This is a genomic window from Sphingobacterium alimentarium, assembly GCF_004342685.1.
GTDB lineage: Bacteria > Bacteroidota > Bacteroidia > Sphingobacteriales > Sphingobacteriaceae > Sphingobacterium > Sphingobacterium alimentarium.
The window spans coordinates 22,803-47,899 of record NZ_SMBZ01000002.1 but is presented as its reverse complement, the minus strand read 5'-3'; the positions used below and the strand labels follow the sequence as shown (position 1 = coordinate 47,899).

21 protein-coding genes are annotated in these 25,097 nt (G+C 38.8%); 6 read left to right on the top strand and 15 right to left on the bottom strand.

The genetic code is table 11. The features are described 5' to 3' along the window. Positions 1-5 precede the first annotated feature (5 nt). The 4 genes from EDC17_RS01135 to EDC17_RS01120 all read right to left on the bottom strand — a co-directional run bounded on the left by EDC17_RS01135 (position 6) and on the right by EDC17_RS01120 (position 4,057). Positions 6-1,634 (bottom strand): amidohydrolase, encoded by a 1,629-nt coding sequence (locus EDC17_RS01135; protein WP_132776084.1) that lies wholly within the window; start codon positions 1,632-1,634, stop codon positions 6-8. A gap of 103 nt (positions 1,635-1,737) precedes the next feature. Beyond that, positions 1,738-2,292 carry a NifU family protein gene (locus EDC17_RS01130; protein WP_132776082.1) on the bottom strand — a complete coding sequence of 185 codons (555 nt, stop codon included), beginning with the start codon at positions 2,290-2,292 and terminating at the stop codon, positions 1,738-1,740. A gap of 66 nt (positions 2,293-2,358) precedes the next feature. Next, positions 2,359-3,708, bottom strand: a complete 1,350-nt coding sequence (purB, locus tag EDC17_RS01125) for an adenylosuccinate lyase (RefSeq protein ID WP_132776080.1) — start codon at positions 3,706-3,708, stop codon at positions 2,359-2,361. Positions 3,709-3,847: 139 nt separating this feature from the next. Then, positions 3,848-4,057 carry a hypothetical protein gene (locus tag EDC17_RS01120; protein ID WP_132776078.1) on the bottom strand — a complete coding sequence of 70 codons (210 nt, stop codon included), beginning with the start codon at positions 4,055-4,057 and terminating at the stop codon, positions 3,848-3,850. A gap of 233 nt (positions 4,058-4,290) precedes the next feature. Here EDC17_RS01120 and EDC17_RS01115 point away from each other — a divergent pair, with 233 nt between their 5' ends. Beyond that, a complete protein-coding gene (locus tag EDC17_RS01115) occupies positions 4,291-5,640 on the top strand; it encodes an acyl-CoA dehydrogenase family protein (protein ID WP_132776076.1) in 1,350 nt (449 codons plus the stop codon). Positions 5,641-6,057: 417 nt separating this feature from the next. On the opposite strand, the gene EDC17_RS01110 is transcribed toward EDC17_RS01115, so the two are convergent. From EDC17_RS01110 to EDC17_RS01100, 3 genes are all read right to left on the bottom strand, one after another. Further along, the gene (locus EDC17_RS01110; protein ID WP_207895619.1) at positions 6,058-7,383 is read right to left on the bottom strand and encodes an OmpA family protein; all 1,326 of its coding nucleotides are present in this window, start codon (positions 7,381-7,383) and stop codon (positions 6,058-6,060) included. A 123-nt stretch (positions 7,384-7,506) separates the two neighbouring features. Further along, the gene (locus EDC17_RS01105) at positions 7,507-8,364 is read right to left on the bottom strand and encodes a universal stress protein (protein WP_132776074.1); all 858 of its coding nucleotides are present in this window, start codon (positions 8,362-8,364) and stop codon (positions 7,507-7,509) included. 9 nt (positions 8,365-8,373) lie between these two features. Then, positions 8,374-9,201, bottom strand: a complete 828-nt coding sequence (locus EDC17_RS01100) for a universal stress protein (RefSeq protein WP_132776072.1) — start codon at positions 9,199-9,201, stop codon at positions 8,374-8,376. Positions 9,202-9,393: 192 nt separating this feature from the next. Here EDC17_RS01100 and alaS point away from each other — a divergent pair, with 192 nt between their 5' ends. The 3 genes from alaS (at position 9,394) to EDC17_RS01085 (ending at position 13,928) form a co-directional block, all read left to right on the top strand. Beyond that, positions 9,394-12,009, top strand: coding sequence for an alanine--tRNA ligase (gene alaS / locus EDC17_RS01095; protein ID WP_132776070.1), 2,616 nt, complete (start codon positions 9,394-9,396; stop codon positions 12,007-12,009). A 15-nt stretch (positions 12,010-12,024) separates the two neighbouring features. After that, entirely contained in the window at positions 12,025-13,125 is a 1,101-nt protein-coding gene (locus EDC17_RS01090) for a TlpA family protein disulfide reductase (protein ID WP_132776068.1), read from the top strand. Between the two features lie 107 nt (positions 13,126-13,232). Beyond that, positions 13,233-13,928, top strand: a complete 696-nt coding sequence (locus EDC17_RS01085; protein ID WP_132776066.1) for a response regulator transcription factor — start codon at positions 13,233-13,235, stop codon at positions 13,926-13,928. 116 nt (positions 13,929-14,044) lie between these two features. On the opposite strand, the gene yidC is transcribed toward EDC17_RS01085, so the two are convergent. From yidC to EDC17_RS01065, 4 genes are all read right to left on the bottom strand, one after another. Then, on the bottom strand, positions 14,045-15,841 hold the full coding sequence (gene yidC, locus EDC17_RS01080) for a membrane protein insertase YidC (RefSeq protein WP_132776065.1): 1,797 nt from the start codon (positions 15,839-15,841) through the stop codon (positions 14,045-14,047). A gap of 20 nt (positions 15,842-15,861) precedes the next feature. After that, the gene (locus EDC17_RS01075; RefSeq protein ID WP_132776063.1) at positions 15,862-17,478 is read right to left on the bottom strand and encodes a CTP synthase; all 1,617 of its coding nucleotides are present in this window, start codon (positions 17,476-17,478) and stop codon (positions 15,862-15,864) included. Between the two features lie 160 nt (positions 17,479-17,638). Further along, the gene (locus EDC17_RS01070) at positions 17,639-18,712 is read right to left on the bottom strand and encodes a family 10 glycosylhydrolase (RefSeq protein ID WP_132776061.1); all 1,074 of its coding nucleotides are present in this window, start codon (positions 18,710-18,712) and stop codon (positions 17,639-17,641) included. Then, positions 18,702-19,802, bottom strand: a complete 1,101-nt coding sequence (locus EDC17_RS01065) for a carbohydrate-binding family 9-like protein (RefSeq protein ID WP_207895617.1) — start codon at positions 19,800-19,802, stop codon at positions 18,702-18,704. The genes EDC17_RS01070 and EDC17_RS01065 overlap by 11 nt, the downstream gene beginning before the upstream one ends. A gap of 353 nt (positions 19,803-20,155) precedes the next feature. Between EDC17_RS01065 and EDC17_RS01060 the strand changes: the two genes are divergently transcribed. Continuing rightward, complete coding sequence (locus EDC17_RS01060) at positions 20,156-21,406, top strand: site-specific integrase (RefSeq protein WP_132776058.1); 1,251 nt, start codon at positions 20,156-20,158, stop codon at positions 21,404-21,406. A gap of 199 nt (positions 21,407-21,605) precedes the next feature. After that, positions 21,606-22,697, top strand: a complete 1,092-nt coding sequence (locus EDC17_RS01055) for a ligand-binding sensor domain-containing protein (RefSeq protein ID WP_132776057.1) — start codon at positions 21,606-21,608, stop codon at positions 22,695-22,697. Between the two features lie 115 nt (positions 22,698-22,812). Here the strand turns inward: EDC17_RS01055 and EDC17_RS01050 are convergent, their stop codons facing one another. The 4 genes from EDC17_RS01050 to EDC17_RS01035 all read right to left on the bottom strand — a co-directional run bounded on the left by EDC17_RS01050 (position 22,813) and on the right by EDC17_RS01035 (position 24,892). After that, entirely contained in the window at positions 22,813-23,112 is a 300-nt protein-coding gene (locus EDC17_RS01050; protein WP_132776055.1) for a helix-turn-helix domain-containing protein, read from the bottom strand. Beyond that, positions 23,109-23,405 (bottom strand): helix-turn-helix domain-containing protein, encoded by a 297-nt coding sequence (locus EDC17_RS01045; RefSeq protein ID WP_031504736.1) that lies wholly within the window; start codon positions 23,403-23,405, stop codon positions 23,109-23,111. Before EDC17_RS01045 ends, EDC17_RS01050 begins: the two co-directional genes overlap by 4 nt. A gap of 100 nt (positions 23,406-23,505) precedes the next feature. Next, on the bottom strand, positions 23,506-23,889 hold the full coding sequence (locus EDC17_RS01040) for a hypothetical protein (protein ID WP_070565605.1): 384 nt from the start codon (positions 23,887-23,889) through the stop codon (positions 23,506-23,508). Positions 23,890-24,397: 508 nt separating this feature from the next. Then, the gene (locus EDC17_RS01035; RefSeq protein ID WP_123852698.1) at positions 24,398-24,892 is read right to left on the bottom strand and encodes a DUF3408 domain-containing protein; all 495 of its coding nucleotides are present in this window, start codon (positions 24,890-24,892) and stop codon (positions 24,398-24,400) included. Positions 24,893-25,097 lie beyond the last annotated feature (205 nt).

The window sequence follows — 25,097 nt, the reverse complement described above, 5'->3', positions numbered from 1 at the left end:
TTTAATTAATTTTTGCTGTAAACTATATTGCCTGCTATAATAGTTTTCAAAGTTTTTATCGTTCGAAGTTTATCATTTGGCGCAGACATAATATCATCATCCAAGATCACAAAATCCGCATCTTTGCCTTTCTCAATAGAACCTCTTTTTTTCTCTTGGAAACAACCATAAGCAGACCATATGGTCATTCCACGCAAGGCTTCTTCCCGCGACAACGCATTATCCATCTGAAAACCACCTTTAGGTAGACCTTTACTATCTTGACGCGTTACAGCTGCATGAAAACTATATAGTGGGTTAAAATGTTCGATCGGAAAATCTGTGCCGATCATCACTTTACCATAGGCATCGAGCAGTTTGCGGTAAGCATACGCACCTTTAGCACGCTCGGGACCAATACGGTCGTAAAGCCAATTCATATCGGAAGTTGCATGAGTCGGTTGGATGGAAGGAAGAACTCTAAAAGTTTTGAATTTAATGAAATCTTCAGGACTCACAATTTGTGCGTGTTCAATCCGCCACCTTTTGTTTCTGACATCTAAGCTACCATAGATATCCAACAACATCCGGTTACTAGAGTCGCCAATAGCGTGAATAGCTACCTGAAAAGGCGATTTTGCCAGTTGTTCAAGAGCATTTTGAAATTCTTCGCGTGAATGTAAAAGGAAACCCCTACTGCTATCGTCACTATAATTTTCTAATAAGCAAGCACCTCGTGAGCCAAGAGCGCCATCTGCCATTAGTTTAATAGCCTTTATGGTGAGCTTTTCGGATTCGTATATTCCTTCGTTGATGTATTTATTGATATTGTGAGGTTCCGCAAACATCATCGCATAGTTGCGAATCTGTAGCGAATCCGTTTCGTAAAATTTGCGTAGAAGCTCTAATTGCTCGGTATCCAATCCCGCATCTACAATCGAAGTCAACCCTACGGAGAGCAGCGAGTCTTGAGCTTGTCTTAGTTTGTGTAAAATATTGTCTTCGCTCCCCGCTGGAATATATTTTGATACTAGAGCCATCGCATTATCAACAAGGATACCGGTAATGCGTTGACTGCTATCCGTAGCTATCAGCCCACCCTCTACCATCTGGGCAGAATCAATTTGGGCGATGCGTAAAGCCTCTGAATTGACTAAAGCGGCGTGATAGTCTATGCGATTTATAAAAATAGGAACATCAGGGAAATATTTATCCAACGTATCCCGATGTGGGTATTTCTTTTCGGGCCAAAGATTTTGATCCCAACCACCGCCTACGATCCATTTCTTGTCGGGGTACTTCTTTTGGTATTCTTGTAATCTACTAACTAATTCTTGCACCGATTGGCAACCTACGAGATCAACCTGTTGGAAATAATCAGCCAACATGAAGGAGTGGGCATGTGCGTCATAGAATCCAGGATACACAGGCTTTTGCTCGGCATCTATAATCTGTTTGGCTTTGTATCTTTCTAGGATATGCTTACTGCTCCCAATGTCGATAAAAATCCCATTTTTGACTGCAAAGGCTTCCTGAATACTAAAAGCAGAGTCAACAGTATATACGCGTGCATTGTAGACGATGAGGTCCGCTTCTATATTCGTGGTACAACGAATGAATAATAGCAAAGAAGCAAGTAAGTAGAGGTATTTCATGGTCATTAGCATTTTCATAAAGTTAGTCAAAGGATTGAATAATTACACAAAAAAGGCTTAGTAAAAAAATACTAAGCCTTTTTATGGAGGCAATATTATGCATTTACATGGCTTCTGCAACCACTTCTTCCACTTCCGGAACCATGCGTTTTAACAAACCTTCTATCCCTGCCTTCAACGTAATAGTCGATGAAGGGCACCCACTGCATGAACCTCTCAATTCTACAGTCACCGTTCCACTATCAAAAGATTTGAATGCAATAGCACCACCGTCTTGTTCTACAGCGGGTCTTACATAATCATGCAGTACTTGCTGAATTTTTACTTCTACATCCGAGCCCTCAAAAGCAACATCTTCATCTTTTGCGACTTCTTGGATTTTTAATTCCGATTCTACAGCACCCTTTACAAATTCTTTCAGTAGTGCTTCAATGTCACTCCATTCTGCATCGTCCGTTTTGGTGATCGTTACAAAATTAGAAGCGAAGAAAACACCGTTTACGAAGTTAAATTTGTAAAGCTCACGTGCAAATGGAGATTCTTGTGCTTTTTCTCTATCTGGATAATCTACACTACCATTGATCAGAAGTTTGTTTACCAAAAACTTCATGGTTGATGGGTTTGGTGTAGATTCAGTATATACGTTAATAGTTGCCATATTCCTTTATTAATTATTCAAATATACTAGATAGTATAAATTTCACAGTCATTGAATCGTAAAAGCTTATAAAGACACGCCTGTATAGTTCCAAGGCGTGATATTTTTGATTTCTGCTTTCACTTCTTCGCTGATATCTAATCCCTCGACGAATGCAGCTATAGTTTCTTGTGTCACGTGTGAATTGGTGCGTGTCAAGTCTTTAAGTGCTTCATAAGGCTTCGGATATCCTTCGCGGCGCAAAATTGTTTGAATCGCTTCAGCTACTACAGCCCAGTTGTTTTCAAGATCTTTTTGGAATGCATCCGCATTCAAAATTAACTTGCGAAGACCACGTAATGTGGACTTAAATGCGATAAGTGTATGTGCAAATGGTACACCGATATTACGCAGTACCGTTGAATCTGTTAAGTCGCGTTGTAATCTTGAGATTGGCAATTTAGCCGCTAGATGTTCGAAAATAGCATTCGCAATACCCAAGTTTCCTTCTGCATTTTCAAAATCAATAGGATTTACTTTGTGTGGCATGGCTGACGATCCAATCTGACCGGCAGTGATTTTTTGCTTGAAGTAATCCATCGAAATATATGTCCAGATATCACGGCATAAGTCGATCAAAATATTGTTTATACGCTTTAAGCCATCACAGCTTGCCGCAAAATTATCGTAATGCTCGATTTGTGTGGTTGTCTGCGAACGATCTAAGCCCAATTGCTCGTTTACAAATTTATTTCCAAAAGCTACCCAATCTACTGCTGGATAAGCTACATGATGTGCATTGAAATTTCCTGTAGCACCACCGAATTTGGCAGAATACGGAACAGCTGATACTGCATTCACCTGCTTTTCGATGCGCTCAATGAAAACCTTAATCTCTTTACCCAATCGAGTAGGAGAGGCTGGCTGACCGTGCGTACGTGCCAACATCGAAATATCTTTCCACTCCTCTGCTAAACTTTTCAGCTCATTCAACAGTTCAGTCAAAGTAGGTAGATATACGTTTTGAATGGCTTGTTTCCAAGAATAAGGAATAGCCGTATTGTTAATGTCTTGAGAAGTCAATCCAAAGTGAATGAATTCCAGCGAATCGTGAAGACCTAATTTTTCAAATTCGTTCTTTAAAAAATATTCAACAGCTTTGACATCATGATTGGTTACTTTCTCCGTGTCTTTTATCCATTGTGCATCTTCGATGGAGAAGTTTTGATAAATATTTCTCAATTTATCATTGAGTGAACCATCAAAATGAGCTAACTGAGGAATACCGGATTCGGTCAAAGCAATGAAATACTCTACTTCTACCAATACACGGTACTTGATAAGTGCAAACTCAGAGAAAAACTCAGATAATTCGTTGGTAGCATTGTAATATCTTCCGTCAATTGGAGTTACGGCTGTAAGCGATGATAATGTCATAAGTTTTATATATGCGTCAGAAGGACTAATTAACTAGCCACAAAAATACGAAAATATTGTAGTACAGGGTAGTTTAAAAACAAAAAAGCCCGTGTCATCACAACACGAGCTTTTTGGAGTATTTTAACTCTTTTTCGAATTATTGAGCGTTAGCAACTGAGTCAGCGATAGAATCAACAACTGCAGTAGCTGAATCAGCTGTAGCGTTGATTGAATCAGTTAAAGCTGTAGCAGTTGAATCGATAACGTTAGTTAAAGAATCAGCAGTTTCTTCAGTTTGAGTAGTGTTGTTACATGAAGCTACAGTTAAAGCTAATGCTAAAAATCCGAATGCGAATAAATTTTTCATCTTTTAATTTTCTATTTTAATTGAAACAAATTTGTTTACTATACCTATTAATACGGGTACCTTTAAAAGGTAACCCACAAAATAAAAATATTTTTATTTTCTTTTTAATCCGCTGAAAATCAGTTGATAAAATTGAATAATACTTTATTTCGGATGCAAATATAGTACAGTTTTCTTAAAATGCAAGAATAAAAAGTTATTTTAATACAACATTTTAAACTAAAGCAGATAATATGTTTGATAAGTTTCAAAAACTCATAAAATTGTTCAAAACGGTGGATCTTGCCCAATTGGAAAAACTTTCGCAGAAAGTCGATTTGGCTGCGATAATTAATTCAGTTTCGAAGATGGATGAAGCGCAATTGCATATGGCAATGAAAATGTTGACCTCCACAAAGAAAAAGAAAGATCCGCCTCCCGTTGATGCAGATTTTTATGATATTTCAGCGAAGTTGTCTCCCGAAGATCGCGCACTGCAACTGAAAGTACGTGCATTTTTGGAAGCAGAAATCAAACCTTTAGTCAATAAATATTGGTTGCATGATGATTTCCCATTTGAAATTATACCAAAATTGGCCGATTTGAATGTATGCGGTTACGTGTACGAAGGATATGGATGCGCTGGAGGCAGTTCATTAGTGGATGGCATCATAGCTGCCGAATTTGGTCGTATCGATCCTTCTATTGCCACTTTCCTGGGTGTGCAGAGTGGATTGGCCATGGGCTCCATATACTTTTGTGGCTCGGAAGAGCAAAAGCAAGAATGGTTGCCGCAGATGCAGCAACTGAAAAAAATCGGAGCTTTCGGTCTTACGGAACCCGAAGTAGGTTCGGCAACAGCAGGCGGTTTGACCACTACCTGCAAGAAAACGGCAGATGGATGGGTGCTGAACGGTCAGAAAAAATGGATAGGCAACTCCACTTTTTCGGATATAACAATCATTTGGGCGAGAGATGTGGACGACAATCAGGTGAAGGGATTTATCGTTCGTAAAGAAAATCCTGGTTTTTCTGTCGAAAAGATTAAAGGCAAGATGGCATTGCGTATCGTGCAGAATGGATTGATTACGCTCACGGACTGTGTCGTTCCGGAAGCGGACAGACTGCCACATGCCAATACATTCCGCGACACGGCAAAGGTATTGCAAATGACCCGTGCAGGTGTAGCGTGGATGGCTGTAGGTTGTGCTCGCGGTGCGTATGAGAATGCCCTGGAATATACATTGAAGCGGGAGCAGTTCGGTAAACCCATTGCCTCGTTCCAATTGATTCAGAATCATCTCGTAGAAATGCTGTCTAATCTGACAGCCATGCAAACGTTGGTGTATAGGCTTTCTGAATTGCAGGATGAAGGAAAACTGAAAGACGAGCATGCTTCATTGGCTAAAGTTTTTTGTACACTACGGACCCGAGATATTGTTTCGCGGGCTCGTGAAGTCATGGGTGGTAACGGTATCCTTTTAGAATATAATGTAGCACGCTTTTTGGCGGATGCCGAAGCTATTTATTCGTATGAAGGAACCAAAGAGATTAACTCCCTAATCGTGGGACGCAGTATAACTGGTTTTAGTGCTTTTGTATAAAATAAAGGGGACGCGAATGTCCCCTTTAACCCTTAACAATCCTGAGAAAATTAATTTTATGAAAAATTCTACGCGGCGATTTTTGGACTTTTGACTACAGTGTTAAAACCTCAAATCCTCAGTTCAAATTTGTAAGATAATCTTGTTAAAATAGTGATTGTCCTAATTTTAGCAGAATATTGTCTTTACGAGAACTGATAAATTATAATTAATTATAGTCATCAGTGCAGCTCATATTTACAACATAAAATTGCTTTTAATCAATTTTATGTTGTAAATATAGATAAATTATTTAGATTTCAATGAAATGCAAAAATAAATTTCAAACATTAATTTGTTCTTGAAATCGGAAGTAAAATAGAAAGTGCTTGGTCATGACCAAGCACTTTTTATATTGAAAGTAAGTTATTGCGTATCCTAGTATAATGTAAACTCTACACGACGGTTTTGTTGACGACCTTCAGCCGTACTATTAGAAGCAATAGGTTGGTTTGGACCGTACCCAGTCGCTTCAATACGTGAAGGATTAGCACCTTTAGATACTAAATAAGCTTTCACTGCTTCCGCGCGTTCTTTTGACAAACGTAAGTTCGTTTGTAATGAACCTGTATTGTCTGTGTGACCTGCTAATTTTAAGCTAAAATTTTTCTCAATCAAAATTGCAGCTACGCGATCCAATGAAGAATACGATGTCGAGCGGATAGTAGATTTACCAGTTTCGAACTCTAAGTTTTTGATAGCTTCGTCCACTACTTTTCTGTCTTCTTCCGTTACGACGATTTTCTCGATAACTTTAGTTTCGTTTTTCACTGTAATAGGACAACCAGCTCCGTCTACCTGAACACCAGAAGGTGTGTTAGGACATTTATCGAATTTGTTTGGCACACCATCGCCATCATCATCTTTCAGGTCGTTGTTGATTTGTGCGATTTGACCTTTCAGCTCATTGTTTGATGCGATTAACGCATCACGTTCAGATTTGATTTCGTCATATTTTTTATTCACATCCGCAGCCAATGTTGCAGCTGGATTGCTATTTCCTAAGAAAGGTTTTCCAGATCCACCCAATGCAAATTCAAGACCTGCATGTGCATATGAGAATAAATCGTTTTTGTATTGACCACCTGCTATGCCATCAAAATCTTGGTTAGCCCAGTTTATTTGGTAACCTAAATCCAGGTTCACACCTTTGGCAATAGCGAATTTTAAACCTGCATCCACAGGAACATATAATTTTGTTTGTTCTTCAGCGGTATTGGAAGTTCCGCCGATAGTGCTAGTCGTTTCAAAATTCATAGCTCCTACACCTACTGAGAAGTAAGGCTTAATGATACTGTTTACGAATCTCCAATTGGTATTTGCTAGAGTCCATTCAGCAGATAATGCTGCCGACCATGGCATCTTAGCTTCAAATTCAGCGTTGGTAGTTTCGTTTTTACCACCCACTTTACCGCCCAAATATTGTGCTTTTAAACCAAATGATGGAGAGATATATTTTTTGATATAAGCACTATAACCCACATTATGGTCTAATTTATCAAATCCAGCACGGTTGAATCCAAAGATGTTGGATTGGTTTAACACACCAGCATTTAATCCAATTGACCATGTTTTGTAATCTGTACTAGGTGCAAAAGGAGTAGTACCTTCAATTGTGGAGTGTGCAACTTGTGCAAATGAAGCTGAGGACACTAATCCTGCTGCAATCATCAAAGAAACCTTTTTGTATTTATTGCGTATCATAAATATAATTTTTTAACTCCTATCTCAATTTTATTGCCAAAAAAAAATAATCACCATACTTTCGGATTGAAAACACTCAAGTATGGTGATTATTGTCGATGTATCGCTACAACGTCTTCATTTCTATTCTTCTAGACGGCGCGCAAAGAATTTGGGAATCTGAATTTGATAAGCCATCCGACGAACGATATTCTCTTCGACGATCTTTCTCAAAAATCCTTTTTTACTCTTTGTTACAAGTAAAGCGTCTAGCATTTCATCTGAAATTACAGAATTTATAGCCGACGAGATATCCTCTTTGTATTGTACGAAGAAAGTTTGAGATTTGATCACATAGGATATATCCTCTATGCCAGTTTCTTCAATGATCTTTTCAATAAAGACATCAAAGCTTTTGTCAATATTATGAATGGATTCGTTGGATGTATTCACGTGAATGAGCACCAGTTCGAAATCATTGCCATATACTTTGATGGCCTGTTTCAGCACATCGATTTCTCCGTATTTGAAATTACATAGCAAACCAACCTTATCTACTTTAAAGGTTTTTTCGCTGTACGGAACTGCAAGCACGGGTACTTTCGTATTCAAGAAAACATCAAACATATTGGAACCTACCAATAGTGCATCCAATCCAAACGCACCTTTGGTACCCATGAGGATGGCGTCATATTCTTCTTTGACAGCCAAGCGGCTCACTTCATCATAGAGATTGCCATCGGCATAAATCGTATTCAATTGGATTTCGGGAAGTTCAGCTTGTATCCGATCAATTAATGCTTTCATCTTTTGCTTGGTCTCGGGTACTCGCGGATCTATCAGTTCTGGATTTGTCAGTGCATTTTGATAAATGTTGCTGTGATCGGTAAATACATGCAACAAGTCGATGGTATGTTTGCTTTTTTGTGCTAATTGAACGGCATATTCAATAGCTTTGTCAGAGTGGATCGAAAAATCAACCGGTATTAATAGCTTGTTCATATTCTAAAATTAAATATTATCAAAAAAAGTAGGTTTTTGCAGACTCAATGTGATCTGACGGGACACCGATGGTGAAGTGATACGCTGAAAGAACGACTTACGAACCTTCGTCACAAGAATCATATCATAGGAGTTGCTACCCACAATATGATTGATAACTTCGGGAATAGTATCTAATTCTTCATTGTCATGTTGAATAGGCTGCGCAATCGTATTAACCGTTTCGATAGCACTTAGCTCTTTAATATTGAAACTCCAGTCCTGAAGCTGTTGCTCCACATCTTTTGCTTTCTTATTGTCCTTGTAGATATGGATGATATCCAGATTTTTGATAGGTGATACGTATGTTATAAAATTGTTCAGCGTCTCTACCTCTTCGGCTTTAAAATTAGTAAGTATAGCTATATTGTCAGCAGCGAATGTTTCCGCACCTGATGGGATAGCAATAACGGGGATTTTTACTTTACTGGTTATAAATGAAGTGTTACTTCCCCATAAAATAGGCTTACCCTCACCAGCTCCCGTTGTGCCCATTACAACTAAAGCAAATTTTGGTGCCACCGCATAATCCGGCAATACATCTGTCAATAACCTGGACACACATTCAGTCTCGATAGTTAATAAAGGGTAATTTTTTAATAATTGCTCTTTTAATTCCTGAATGAGTACGTCTGCTTTTAATTCGGTAGAGTTGTCTGCTTCTACGGCCGTACTGCTGGTATAACAATGAAATAGATGAATGTTGTAATTGTTCGTGGTAGCTATTTGGCAAGCATAGCGTGCTGCATATAAAGCGTTTGTCGAAAAATCTGTCGGAACTAATATTGTTTTTGTCATGAAGTATAGTTATCGCTGTAAAGTAACAGTATAAATTTACTAAACATTCTTCAATAAAAATATGATTAATGCAGGTTTTAGATATGTTTGTGGTGATTTTTGCTCGAAATGAAAAGGGCAAACAAATAATCAATATGATTGTTTTAGCCAGCTATTTTGAGTAAATTTGCGACTTTAAAAAAGTATAATTTCATGACCAGTAGAGAAATACGCGCAGCGTTTTTGGAATATTTTCAAAGCAAATCACATCATATCGTACCATCAGCTCCTGTGGTAGTCAAAAATGACCCTACTTTAATGTTTACAAACGCCGGGATGAATCAATTCAAAGAATTGTTTCTGGGTGAAGCAGCGGTCAAATATCCACGAGTAGCCGATACACAACGTTGTTTGCGCGTCTCTGGTAAGCACAATGATTTGGAAGAGGTGGGGATTGATACCTATCACCACACTTTGTTCGAAATGTTGGGTAATTGGTCTTTTGGAGATTATTTCAAAAAAGAAGCAATAGAATGGGCTTGGGAATTGTTGACAGAAGTGTTGAAATTGGACAAGGACCGTTTGTATGTAACAATTTTTGAAGGCGATGCTTCGGAGAATTTGGAGCGTGATAGTGAAGCTTTCAATTTTTGGAAAGCACATATTGCAGAAGATAGAATCTTATTAGGAAATAAAAAGGATAATTTCTGGGAAATGGGCGACCAAGGACCGTGTGGCCCTTGTTCGGAAATCCATTTTGATATGCGCTCGAATGAAGAGCGTGCTGCGGTGAAAGGTCAAGATTTAGTAAATGCTGACCACCCACAAGTAATAGAGATTTGGAACTTGGTATTTATGCAATTCAACCGTTTGAAAAACGGAAGTCTTGAGCATCTTCCAAACAAACATGTGGACACAGGTATGGGCTTCGAGCGTTTGGTACGTTGTATACAAGGGAAAACCTCAAATTACGACACCGATGTATTCCAACCATTGATTCAATATATTTCTGAGAAATCAGGTATTCCATACGGACAAGATGAAAAGACAGATATCGCTATGCGTGTATTGTCTGATCACATCCGTGCGGTGAGTTTTGCAATAGCAGATGGTCAGTTGCCATCCAATAATAAAGCGGGCTATGTAATCCGTCGTATTTTGCGTCGTGCAGTACGTTATGCTTATACATTTTTGAATTTCAAAAATCCGTTCTTCCATGAATTGGTTCCTGTATTAGCAGCGCAGTTCAAAGGTGTTTTTGATGAGTTGTATGCACAACAAGATTTCGTGGAGAAAGTCATTCTGGAAGAAGAAGTTTCTTTCTTACGTACTTTGACAACAGGTATCCAACGTTTCGAAAATTACGCCGAAGGCAATCAAGTAATTGATGGGGATTTTGCGTTTGAATTATTTGATACATATGGATTCCCGATTGACTTGACGGACTTATTAGCTCGTGAAAAAGGACTTTATGTGGATATGGAAGCTTTTGATAAAGCTTTGCAAGCACAAAAAGATCGTTCAAGAGCGGCTACTACTATTGATACAGGAGATTGGGTTACCGTAAGTGATATTGATGAATCAGAATTTGTTGGTTATGACTCCTTAACTGCAAATACTGAAATCATAAAATACCGTAAAGTTTCGGCAAAAGGCAAGGATCAATACCAATTGGTATTGTCTGTAACACCTTTTTATGCGGAAGGTGGCGGACAAGTAGGGGATACAGGTGTGTTAATTTCTGAATCCGGTGAAAAAGTATTCGTTACGGATACGAAAAAGGAAAATGGATTGTTTGTTCACTTTGTGAATCAATTGCCGTCTTCTTTGGAAGGTTATTTCGAGGCGAAAGTAGATGTTGCAAAGCGTTTGGACACAGAAGCTAATCACTCAGGTACACACTTATTGCATGCTGCCTTGAAACAAGTGTTGGGTGATCACGTGAATCAAAAAGGTTCATTGGTGAATCCGGATGTATTGCGTTTTGATATTTCGCATTTCTCAAAAATGACTTATGACGAAATCAAAGCAGTAGAAGATATTGTGAATGCGAAGATTCGTGAAAATATTGCCTTGAAAGAGGAACGTCAAGTGCCATATCAAAAAGCGATCGAATCAGGAGTGACTGCATTATTCGGTGAGAAATATGGTGACTATGTACGTGTGATTACATTTGATGATGCTTTCTCGAAAGAGCTTTGTGGTGGTACGCACGTGAAAGCTACTGGACAGATTGGTTTCTTCAAAATCGTATCTGAGTCCGCTGTTGCAGCCGGTGTGCGTCGTATTGAAGCGATCACAGGTACCAAAGCTGCTGCGGTAATCCGTGAGCATTTTGAATTGGCTCAGAATATGAGAGAAATCTTGAATAATCCCAAAGATTTTGTTTCTGCGATTTCTAAACTTGTCGACGAGAACAGCGCCTTGAAGAAAGGAATCGAAAATGCTATCCGCGAAAAATCGTTGGCCATGAAGAAGGATTTAGAAGCGAAGTTTGAAAATATCGATGGCGTGAATTTCTTGGCTGCACGTGTGGATTTACCAAATGCAGATGCGGTAAAGACTTTGGCCTATGCCTTGAAAGGTGCATTGAATAATTTGTTCTTGGTATTGGGTGCTGAATTCGACGGGAAACCAAGTTTGACGGTGGTGGTATCAGAAGATTTGGTGAAAGAAAAAGGATTGAATGCAGGCGCTGTGATCCGTGATCTAGCAAAAGACATCCAAGGTGGTGGCGGTGGTCAACCATTCTTCGCTACAGCAGGAGGTAAGGATGCGAGCGGATTGGACAAAGCAATTGCACGTGCGAAAGATTTTTTAACAAAATAAAAACAACAAAATAATATGAAGAAGCTACAGTCATTTTTTGCAAGTATGATGCTGTTGAGTGTGATAGGATGTTCGAACAAAGACACGATATCTATCTCTGGAGAGATTCAAAATCCAGGAAATGTAAAAGTGGTAGCTTTTTATGAAGGAGATCGTAAGTTAGATTCTGTTTTTCTTTCTGATCAAAATAGGTTCAAATTCGAACGAGCAGCTACGCAATCTCGATTGCTGACGGTTCAAGTTGGGAAAAATAAATATCCTATCATACTTACGCCGGGAGAGAAATTGACATTTGCGGCTGATCTGCAGAATCCGGACGCCTATGCAGTAGAAGGTTCGGAACTGTCTACCGCATTAAAAGAGTTTGCGCCTATCAAGACGCGCAAAGAATTTGTCGAAGATTCGTTGCAGTCCGATTTCACGAAGCGTATAGCGAATAAGTCGGAAAATGAAATTGAAGTGCTACGTTCGGAGTATATGAGTGCGTATAGAAATTCGATGAATTTCTATACAAAGGAAGCCGTTAAATTTGCCGAGAAGTACAATAATTTAGCGGGATTTTATGCGGTGAGTACACTGGATCCGGAATTGGCGGAGAGCGAACTTATTGCTTATTCAGAAAAGATCAAGGAGCAGTTTAAAGACAATGCGATGGTCAATCAGTTTCGTGAGGAAATTGAGAAGCTAAAGCGTTTGGCTGTGGGACAGGTAGCTCCGGAGATCGAGGCTTATACAACAAATAATAAAGCGGTAAAACTTTCTGAATACCGTGGTAAATATGTTTTGGTTGACTTTTGGGCATCCTGGTGTATGCCATGTCGTAAAGAAAATCCGAATTTGGTACGTCTTTACAATACCTACAAAAATCAAGGATTTGAGATTTTAGGTGTCTCTCTAGATAATAATCCAGGCTCCTGGATGCGCGCTATCGAAGAGGATAAACTCATCTGGACAAATATTTCGGATCTGAAAGCATGGTCTTCGGATGTGATTATTGATTACCGTATTAAAGCGATTCCAAGCTCTGTAGTATTGGATCCTGAAGGAAAAATTATTGCCAAAAACTTGCGAAGCAAAGAGTTGGAGGATTTTCTACAGTCTACTTTCAAGAAATAATAAAATGTATATGAGTTGTTATGTCCTGTGTTAAGGCTTAACAATTTCATAATATTTGATTAACTTTATCTTACCATTAAGTACATATTTTAGCAAAAAAAGATACTATGAGTTCCAAGCAAAAAATACTTGTGGTAGATGATGAGTCCGATATTTTAGATCTCATTTCCTACAATCTAAGGAGAGAAGGGTATCAAGTTTACACAGCTACCAATGGGAGGCTTGCCATCGAAAAAGCCAAAGAAGTAAAACCAGATTTAATCATTTTGGATGTCATGATGCCTGTGATGGATGGGATAGAAGCCTGTCGATTGATGCGCAATATGGTTGAATTCAAAAATACCTTTATGATATTCTTGACGGCTCGCAGCGAGGAATATTCAGAAATAGCTGGGTTTCACGTGGGAGCAGACGATTATATCGCTAAACCTATCAAGCCGCGTGCGCTCATGTCGCGCATCAATGCCATATTGAGACGCAATACAGTCGACGTGGCCGATGCTGCAACAGACAAAGTGGCTATTGCAGATCTTATCATAGATCGTGACGAATTTGTCGTTTACCGTGGTTCAGAGAAAATCGTGTTAGCACGTAAAGAGTTTGAGTTGCTTTATTTATTAGCCTCCAAGCCAAATAAAGTGTACACACGCGAACAGATTCTGAAGTCGATATGGGAAGATTCGGTTGTGGTAACGAACCGTACGATCGATGTGCACATCCGTAAGCTGAGGGAGAAGATTGGCGACAACTACGTGTCCACGGTCAAAGGTGTAGGTTATAAGTTTGAGTTGCAATACGCATAGACCATCTGTTTGTCTGCTCTGCTATAAAGAACAATTACAAATCATGCAAAAGCATAAAAAAATCCCGATTAGCAATTGCTAATCGGGATTTTATTTTCGTAATATCTATGTCGATATTATTTGTTTTTATTTTGTTGTGCAGCTTGTTGCTGTCTCATCATTTCTTCCATACGTGCTTGGAAGGATGATTTCTTTTTTACTTTCGGATTCTTTTTATTCTCTTCCAATTTCGCTAAGATCTTATCATCGTTAATAGATTGACGGATGATAAATTGTGTTAATAATGTGAACACTGCTCCTAAGAAATAGTAGTAGTTCAGTCCGGCAGGAAAACTATTCAACATGAAGAAGAATAACAACGGCATGATGTAACCAATATATTTCATTTGGTTGCCCATTCCTGAAGTTGCACCTGAAGTCGCATTATTGTACCAAGTTGTCAATAGCGTAACTAACGTCATCAACACACACATCAATGAGATATGTCCGATACCCATAATCGGGCTGAACGTGATAAAAGAGTCATACGTAGACAAATCCTTCATCCATAAGAAACTTTCACCTCTCAACTCATATAAATTAGGGAAGAAAAAGAAGAAAGCTAATGTAAATGGCATTTGCAGCAACATCGGTAAACAACCACCAAGCGGATTGACACCTGCTTGCTTGTATAATTTCATTTGCTCTTGTTGCAACAACATAGGGTTGTCATCGCCAACTTTCTCTTTGATAGCATCTAATTGTGGTTTCAATACACGCATTTTAGCCATCGATAGGTAAGATTTGCGCGTCAACGGGAACATAGCACCTTTCAACAATAAAGTTAAAAGCAAAATAACGATACCGTAGCTCAATGCATATCCATCCAACCAATCAAACAAAGGAACCGTCAAGAATCTATTGATCCAGCCCATTGGACCCCAGCCCATGTTGATGATTTTTTCGTAAGACTGATTTTCCGCCTTTAATGTTTTGTATTTGTTTGGACCAAAGAAGTAGTTGAACTCATAATGGTTATTTGCTTGTGCATTGAATGCTAATTCAGCAGTAGCTTTATAAGTTTTCACTACGCCATCTTGTGTTGCTAGGCGCGTCACAAGGTTGGTGTTTTCAAATTGTTGTTTTGACGAGAAAATAGAGGAGAAGAAGTGCTGTTTGAAGGCAATCCAATCTATTTTATTTTCGTCGATTTTTTCTTCGTCATCACTTGATTCCGACAAATAATCGATATCTCCATTGGATTCTTTAAAGAAGATGCTCGATTTCTCACGCTCGGACTTAATATTTTGTTCCTTCTGTAATAATGTAGCTTCCCAATCAATTACTATTGTTTTTTGCTGTACATCCACTAGATTTTGGATACCTACGGCATTGACATTCAAGGCAAGATTATGGCCATTTGTCAAATTATATACGTACTCAATGTACTGATTGTCTTTGTAATTAAGACGAAGAGTAGCTGTGTTGGCCGTTTTGTTTACCACAGAAAACACCAAATCATTGGTGTTGATATTTTCACCAGCTGCTTTGAATATAAATCCAAACTTATTGTTATCGCCTTCTAAAATATTTAGGGCCGAGCCATCAAAATTTGTTTCACCTTTCAAAAGTACATTCTTCACTTTACCACCTTTGGAAGTTAGGTCGATTTTGAGAATGTCATTTTCTAGTGTTATCAATTCTTCTTGCGCTACTTTAGCAGCACCAAATGGTTGTGCTAATGCAGCAGAATCCAATACTACAGTTTGGCTACTTGTGTCTTTATTTACGATTACGCCATTCTTAGCCATGGCAATAGAATCTTGTCGAGCCTGTTCTAGTTTTATTTCAGCTTCGCTAGGTTTCATCAAATAGAATGAACCTCCGAAAATGATAAAGATTAGAATTAATCCAATAATGTTATTTCTATCCATTTAAATTGTTTTGTTCAAAATTATTTTTTTAAAGCTATTTTATTTGCCAATGCAGCAGCTACAAAACTAACAAAAAGTGGGTGAGGATTAGCAACTGTTGATTTTAATTCTGGATGAAATTGACCAGCCACAAAGAAAGGGTGGTCTTTCAATTCCACGATTTCAACTAATCCCGTGTCAGGATTTACTCCTGAAGCGATCATGCCCGCTTTTTCGAATTGTTCTAAGTAATCGTTGTTGAATTCGTAACGGTGGCGGTGACGCTCTGTGATTTTTGTTTTGCCGTAGATTGCATAGGCTTTTGTACCTTTTTTGATTTCGCAATCGTAAGCACCTAGGCGCATCGTACCGCCCATATTCTTGATGTTTTTTTGTTCTTCCATCAAGTTGATGACAGGATGTTCTGTGTTTTCATTCATTTCGAATGAGTTGGCATCTTTTAATCCCAATACATTACGCCCAAATTCGATGACCGAACATTGCATACCTAAACAGATTCCGAAGAATGGAATCTTATTTTCACGCACATATTTGATTGTCGAAAGCTTGCCGTCCAAACCACGTTCACCGAAGCCCGGAGCGACTAATACACCGTCAATATTTTTAAGTTTTTCCGCTACGTTTTCATCGTTCATGCTTTCCGCAGCGAAGTATTTCACTTTTACTTTAGTTTCATTTGCAGCACCGGCATGGATGAATCCTTCTGAAATAGATTTATAAGCATCCGGTAGTTCTACATATTTACCCACTAGTGCGATATTTACTTCGTTAGTAGGGTTTTTAAGGCGACCCAAGAATGCTTTCCAGTTTTCTAGATTAGGTTCGTTTTTGGTCGACAATTTTAATTTCGTCAATACCGTCTTATCCAATTGCTCTTTCAACATCAGCAATGGCACATCATAGATGGTAGAAGCATCAATAGATTCTACTACAGCATTGATATTTACATTACAGAATAAAGCTAATTTTTTACGGATTTCTTGAGACAATTTGTGCTCTGTACGACATACTAAAATATCTGGCTGCACGCCGTATTCTAATAATGTCTTCACCGAGTGTTGTGTAGGTTTGGTTTTTAATTCGCCTGCTGCCGCAAGGTAAGGAATCAACGTCAAATGGATCACCAAAGAATCATTGTTGCCCAACTCCCAGCGTAATTGACGAACAGCTTCGACGAATGGTAACGATTCAATATCACCTACCGTACCACCTAATTCAGTAATTACGATATCATACTCACCCGATTGCCCCAAAAGTTGCATACGACGTTTGATTTCGTCGGTGATATGCGGTACGACCTGTACGGTCTTACCCAAGTAAGCTCCTGCGCGTTCTTGTTCGATGACGTGTTTATAGATACGACCCGTTGTTACATTGTTAGCCTGTGAAGTCGGCACATTCAAAAAACGCTCGTAGTGACCTAAGTCCAGATCGGTCTCGGCACCGTCCTCCGTCACATAACATTCCCCATGCTCATATGGATTCAGGGTTCCTGGATCGATATTAATGTAAGGATCAAATTTTTGAATGGTAACTTTAAAGCCACGTGCCTGTAGAAGCTTGGCAAGAGAGGCTGCAATAATGCCTTTCCCTAACGACGAGGTTACGCCGCCCGTAACAAAGATATATTTAGTCATAGCAATTATGGAATTTTCAACTCTAGATGTGGGATTTTACTCCTTTACATCAGCCTTATGTACGGGATACAAAGGTAATATTTTTTTTGGGATTAGGGAAATATAATCAATTGTTAAAATATTCTTGCTTGCTATTGTCTGCTAGCAAGCAAGAAAAATATTAGCGCATTTTTTGTAAAAGTTTTATCGTCTGTGTATCAAAGTCCGATTCGCCAAATAAGGATATTCCTGCTGCGCCCTTCGTTTTAGATAGTCGAATAGCTTGTTCTAATTCATCCAAATTTTTGAAGTCAGGCAAGTACAGGCCCGCATAGAGCGGGTATTTTCCTTTTAGCGCATTTACGCCTTCTTCTACCGCAGTACCAATCCAATGTATTGGTTCTTTATAAAAGCCGTGATAAATCATCGGAAATACAGCGGACAGGTTCCAGTTGGGCCAATCTTGGCGTACGATACGACGCGCCAAATCAGGTGTAGGAAACACCGCTGCGGTGACAGGTTTTTGATATTCTTTGGCCGCTTCACAAATGCGGTTCACCACTTTGGTAATTTGTCCATAGCGAAAAGCGCGCCATGAAAGACTTTGTTCAGGACGTTCGACCTTGTCAATGTCTATGCCTGTCTCTCGGAGAAATGCATCCTTGCTGTATTTGCTATAGCAGAAGTCATAGTCTGCCAATTCCGTTGATTGGTCTAATTTGTAGTTGTCCCATAAGTTTACCGGCAAAATAACATCAGGATAGCGTATATAGTCCAGATGTAGCCCATCTACATCTTCCATTGCTAATTGTTCTCTCGCTTTTTCTTCTAGATATTTCGGCACGTCAGGATGCGAAGGACACAAAAATCGATAATATCCGACATATGGAGGATTGGTGGCGCAAGATTTTCCTGATCGACTTACCGCATAGTATTCAGGATGCTGTTCTAGTAATTCTTTCTCACCACGATTCATTGTCCACATCCATCGGTGTGCCTCCAGACCATATTCTTTCGTAAGCTGGAAATGTCTTTTACTGTAATTCTCAAAAAAGATACCCCGTACTCCGGCTTCGCGATAACTTTGGAGCTTCTTTTTTATGGCGGTGTCGCTCTCCTTGTCATTGGGTCTGACCCACAGCCAATAGTCAAAGGTAAAAGAGGATTTGGTAGACCCTAATAGCTGCGTAGGATGAAGTTGAAGTGCTGCAAGGCCTAGGCCTGCTGCTTTTAAAAAAGATCTTCTATTGTTCATAATTAGTGGTATAGTTGCCGTGGTTGTCAATGGTGAAAAAATGGGTTGAATTTTTCTCTTTCAGGGATACGCGGTAGAATGATTTGTCTGCAGCTACGGTGATTTGCACATCAAAATTTTTCAGGTCTTCCTTTAGAAATTCAGCATAGCCCTCTAGGCTACTCAATTCTGCAGCATACTGTTTCTCTTTATTTCTATGAATTTGCTGCAGATAATGGATGTTCCAGGCCGTTTTCTCGGCGCGATAGGAGGCCGGATAAGAATCAATTGTAGAATCGGCAGTGAAATAAATGTATCCCCAGCGCTCCGGATAGTGCATATTTATCAGCCCAATGGGCGACCACACCCAATTATCCTCGGGTAGGAGTTTTTGGTTTTCTTTCTTGCGAGAATACTGGCCATTTTCGAGCTGATGTTGCCACTGTACGCGCGAAAAATTCATTCGCCAATGCGAATTCAGGCTAGGTGTCTTGCGGGTTCCAAATTTCGTGAGCGACTGAAAAGGAATGGCAATCTCAACAGACCAGTAGCTGTCTTTGTCATTCGGATTGTTTAAGGTGCCTTCTACATGTACGACTGTTTGTAAATTTTGAATATCCCAATGCATGAGTGCTTGACCACCAAAACGATAGGGTTTGGGCATTAAAAGATCCATTACCGTATTGTGTGGGTTTATTTCCAATTCATAATAAATCGGAGAGGAGGGGGTGGGCTTCAGAAAGACCTCAAAATCATTGTCATGGTATATAATTGCGTCGCGTTGCTGTATGCTTGCCCAGATGTGGGGTTCCTCGAGTTTGGCATAAATGTAAAGGTTGTTGTCATCCCACAGCATTTTGAATTGGGTCTTTAGGGGTGGAACAGGTTGGCCATCGCCTTCTATATCCGCAAATAGGGAAGACCAAGGTGCTTTTGCCCATATTTCCTCCATCTTTCCATCTATAGTAATCTTTTCAGTGATTTTGTGGGCATTGTATAGGGCTGGTGAACTTTGTAGTTTTCTCACTTGTTGAATAGTCTGCTGCGCGTAAGTATATTGGAGCAGAAAGATTATACTGGAAAAAATTAAAATTGATTTATTTACACTCATGGTTATTCCCAAATTACATAAAATTACTGTCATATAATAAATTTTGTGAAAATCCAGAGCAGTAAATACTTATAGATTTTATACATTTAAAATAAAGTTTCAGTAAAAATACATCAAAGATTAATAACAGGCAAAACGGTTGTAAATAAAGACTTTACAGCCGTTTTATGATTTTTAGGTAATGAGGAAAAAAGCAGAAAAAAGCGAGGTTTGGCAAAAGTAAGGTTACTAAAACGTTACTTTTAAACATTGGGAACAAAAGTATTAAAATACTGTATTTCAGCTTTCTGCATAGTTTTTCATATTGTTCCGTAGCTCACATAAGTTTAACTTTATCATTAAGAATTGTGAGTATGGAAACGACAAAAAAATCAACATTTAAGGTACTGTTCTACCTTAAAAAGAACGCCCCAAAGAAAAACGGAAAAGTTACGGTTATGTGCAGGGTTACCGTAAACGGTAACCAGTCTGCATTCAGTACAAAACTGGATATTTCCGCAACAAATTGGGATTTGAAGTACGGCAGGGTTTTAGGTAAAAGCCGAGAAGCCCAGGACACAAACAGCAAACTTGACAAAATTCGTTCGGGTATCGAGGAATGTTATTCCAAAATCCTGAAAAACGAGGGAGCTGTAAACAGTGCTAAACTTAAAAATGCCCTTCTTGGAATGGAAAGCGGAGAATTGACCTTTTTCAAATTCTATGAACAGTTCCTGTCCGACTATGAGAAAAAGGTTAATAGTGGACTTCGAGTGAATGGCACACGCAGTAAATACAAAATACTTTTGAAACATCTTCAAAATTTTGCACTTACAAAATACGGCTATTCCGATGTGCCCTTTAACGACCTTACACCTGATTTTGTGCAGGACTTTGATTACTACCTGCGTGACGACCAAAGTTTAACACACAACACCATTTGGCTGTATATGATTGGATTTACTACACTTTGCCGATTGGCAATGAGCAGAAAGCACCTTGCTTTTAATCCGTTCAGCGAGTACAAGAATACCAAAAAGGATAAAGACCGTGGTTATCTGTTGCGTAATGAATTGGAACAGCTCGTAACGTTCAACTGCGAGAAAAAGAAAGACGAATTAGTTAAAGACCTGTTTGTTTTCAGTTGCTTTACAGGTCTTTCCTATTCAGATATGAAAGGACTTAAAAACAGCAATATCCAAGATTTTTTTGACGGTAACAGGTGGATTATTGTACGAAGAAAGAAAACCGCTACATCATCAAACGTGATGCTCTTGGATATTCCGAAAATGATTATTGAAAAATATGCAGGATTGTCAAAGGACGGAAAGGTATTTCCTGTACCATCAAATACGATTTGTAATGACAGCTTAAAGAGAATATCTCAACTGATTGACTGCCTTGTAGAAAAGAAAGTAACCTTTCATTTAGCACGTCATACCTTTGCCACGCTATTTTTAAGCGAGGGTGTTCCATTAGAAAGTTTGAGCAAGATGTTAGGGCATAAAAATATTGCTACCACACAAATTTATGCCAAGATACTCAACGAGAAAGTTGGAAAGGATATGCAAAAGGTATCACATAAATTTAAGGGATTAGAAAGGTCTTTTGCTTCCCAACTTTGAAACCCATAAAGCGACTAAGAAAGTCAATGTTATAAGCATTGGCTTTTTTTTGTATTTTAGCTGTTGAGAAAACAAATTAATAAATATTTACAAACAATTAAAACGGATAACTTTCGCCAATCCGAAGGTTACCTGCAACCATTCCCAACAGCGCGCAAACATAGAACAAATTAAAAATACTAACAGACAAAAGCAACAAATGACAAAATTCAAAAATCCAATCTTCTCTTTACTGTTGGTATCAATAATATTCACATCTTGTAACGGACAGACAAAAACAGAACAACCAACTAAAACGGTTGTCGAACAACAATCATTTACAAGTAAAAATGCAAAGTTGACAAAAACGCAAGGCACAACTGAACATCAAAATGTACATTGTAGCCTGCAAGACAAAGACGGCAATCTTTGGTTTGGGACAACAGGCGAAGGTGTTTACCGATATGACGGAAATGAATTTACCCAATTCACGGAAAAAGATGGACTAAGTAACAATTCTATTTGGTCAATTTTAGAAGATAAATCGGGAAACATTTGGTTTGGAACAGACGATGGTGTTAGCCGTTTCGATGGGAAGACTATTTCAAAAATTCCGTTTACAATGACCACTTCAATTGGTGTAGTGACTGCAACAACACAGTCTGGTAAAAATTCGGTTTGGAGTATGTTGCAAGGCAAAAACGGAATAATCTGGTTCGGCACTTCACAGGATTTATATTGTTATGATGGAAAATCGTTTAGTCGATTTTTAGATAAGAGCAACATTTCAAACAATCAAAATCTTCAGCTTAAATGGATACAATGCTTTTTAGAAGATAGCAACGGAATAATTTGGATGGGGTCTGGACCAATTGCTCAAGAAGGTGTTATACGTTTCAATGGTAAATCCATTACAAGCTCTAAACCCAATGGTGATGGATGGATTAGGTATATGATAGAAGATAAGAACGGACAAATTTGGTTTGGTGGCAGAAGTAACGGTAACTTTTTTCACGATGGTAAAACCTTTACTAATTATACCGAAAAGGTTGGAATCGGTAATCCTATTTTGGTTGATAGATCAGGTAAAGTTTGGTTCAGCGGAGAAGAAAAAACGGGAACAATAGAGAGTGAAGATGGAATATGGTGTTACAATGGAAAAATATTTGAAAATTTTACAACCAAAGATGGTATTGGTAAAAATTCGGTTTGGAATATGCTCGAAGACAGAAATGGCAATATTTGGATTGGAACTCGAAATTGCGGACTATATCGCTACGACGGAAAAACATTTACGACTTTTTCGGAATAACCAAAGACGAATGAAAATATGGCAGTAGGCAACAGGGGTTTGGCAAAAAAGCGGGTTCAGTGCTTAAATGAAGCTCTGTGCTTCGAAATCCGCTTCTTCGCCAAGGGTCAAAACATTACATTCCCAAACTATCCCAACACTGATAGTTATCTTCCAATACTTTTACAATATCGCTTTCACGAAACAAGATTTTCCGTTCGAGCTTGATAAAAGGTATCAGTCCGTCATCCCTGTACTGTTGCAATGTCCGTTTGCTGATGTGGAGCATCTCGCAAACCTGTTCGCCTGACAGATAGATTTCCCCTTTTAGTAATGGGTGGAAATATTCTCTGATATACAACAATTCATTTTTGATGCCTACCATAGCTTCGAGCAAGGCAAGCATATCTTCGTTTGAATTTCCAATCTGTTTCATTTCTTTTGCTTTTTTAATGGTCGCTCTCCCTGCATAAGTAACTCCACTTCAGATAATCTGAAATACGTTTTCCGATTAATTTGCGTTGCTCCAAGAATGCCTTTTGCCCTATACGTCTGCAACGTTCTTTTGCTGATGTTGAGCAATTGGCAGGCTTCCTGTTGGTCGAGCCATTTCGTTGCCTGTTGCAGTGCTTTGTAGGGTGTAGTCATTTCCGCTATCAAATTGGAAACTTCCTTAACTTCCCTATGCAATGCTTTTAAAATCTGAATGTCTAAAACTGTTATTTCCATATCTGCATCATTTAAACCTCTAAAATAAAAGCTATTCACATAGGTCATTTTAATGTTGCATCCGATGGCGGTATTTGGCGTACAGTTGCCAAATACTAGGCTATAATCCTAACTTTGGTTTCTTACTTTTAGGACGAGACTGTTGCGTTATGATTGTATTGTCCATTTTTAAAGCAGGCTTTTTATTGGTCTGTATAGCCTGATTTTTTTCTTCATTTTTGAAGTCCGAACGGATAAGCGTTTTTGTCGCACCTATTATGCTTTCAGGTTCGGAAGTCTGCTTTTGTTGTTCAGTACGTTTTCCCCCGAATAGCCTGTTCCAATCTATTAAGCCTTTTGCTTCCCTGAACTGACGTTTTAAATTAGCGATGAAATTAGAAATCGGGTCACTCTGCTTATCAACCTGTATCAAAGGACTATGTTCTTTTTTTCTGATTTGTTCTTTCTCTTTCTGCTCTTTGTCAGGTATTACTTTTTGTGCCATAGGTTCAAAATTTGCACCCAATATAGAACACAAGGGAATGTATTGTTTTCATTAGGCAGTATTTGGCAGTATTTGGCTTATGTTGGCACAATATGAATGGAAAGTAATCCTCAAAACACTTTAAATTTTCCTTGCAAAGCCCTCGCACATTTAAAGAGTTTTTTACGGATAAGGGAAAGCATACCAAAAACACCCTATCTTTAGCCCTTACGTGTTTTTTTGTACCCTTTCTTTGATTGGAATTGATTAAAAAAGAATAAAAAGGTAGCAAAGTTAAGGCGGACAGCCACCGCACCACCCAACCAAAAGACTACGGCATAATGGCAGGTCAAATATGGTGGCTTCGCCGAGTGGTTGTGTTTGCCCTGCCACCCTTCGGGACTTATTCCGTTTCCTTTTGGTTTTTCCGCCTGTCCGCCTTGCTAAAATGGCTTTCTTTTTTTTCTGTTTTTTTCTTTTGGAAAATAATTTTAAGAGGTAGAAACGTACCACCCACCACGTATAGTTATCAAAACAACGGTTTGTGTTTCTCGTTATAGATTTCCCTAATCAATTCCCCGAACTCTTGAAAATGGTATTCGATAATGTTGTCCAGATACGCATAAATCGTCAGTTTGTCGATGCCCATAATATTTGTAAGCCTGTTAAATGTTTCGTGGTGTTCCTGCCGTACATACACTGATTTCCCCCTGCTTGCCGTTGTCGTGGGAATTTTGAAGAACCGTCCGCAGTAGTCCTCTTTGGTCAGCTTCTTTGGCTTGTAAATCATCCTTCTTGTATTACTCGCAGGTGTTTTTGTGTTTTCCGTTTCAGTTTCCGAAGGTTCTTCACCTGCCATTACACGCATAATAGCTTCCTCATCTACTTTGGGTTTGACAAAATCTTCCCGATGTGTTACTGCCTGTTGTTCCGTGAAAGATTGTTTCTTTTCATCAGTTAGGAAATTTTCAATAGAGAAATCCTCTTTTTCGGGTTGCTGATTTTTGTTTTCTTCGTGTATCATATCTATCATTTTTAATATTATATCCAATTAGCTGTTTGGTTAACTAAGCAATCAGCTGTATATACTGTTGTATCTATATAACTACCTATCTACCTAAGCACCTGCAGACCCTTAATTGGTTAGTTCATTAACTCAAAAATCTGCAATTCGTCTGCATTCAATCACGCAGATTTGCTGTCGGGATTTATGCTGTTTAGTTACTTCA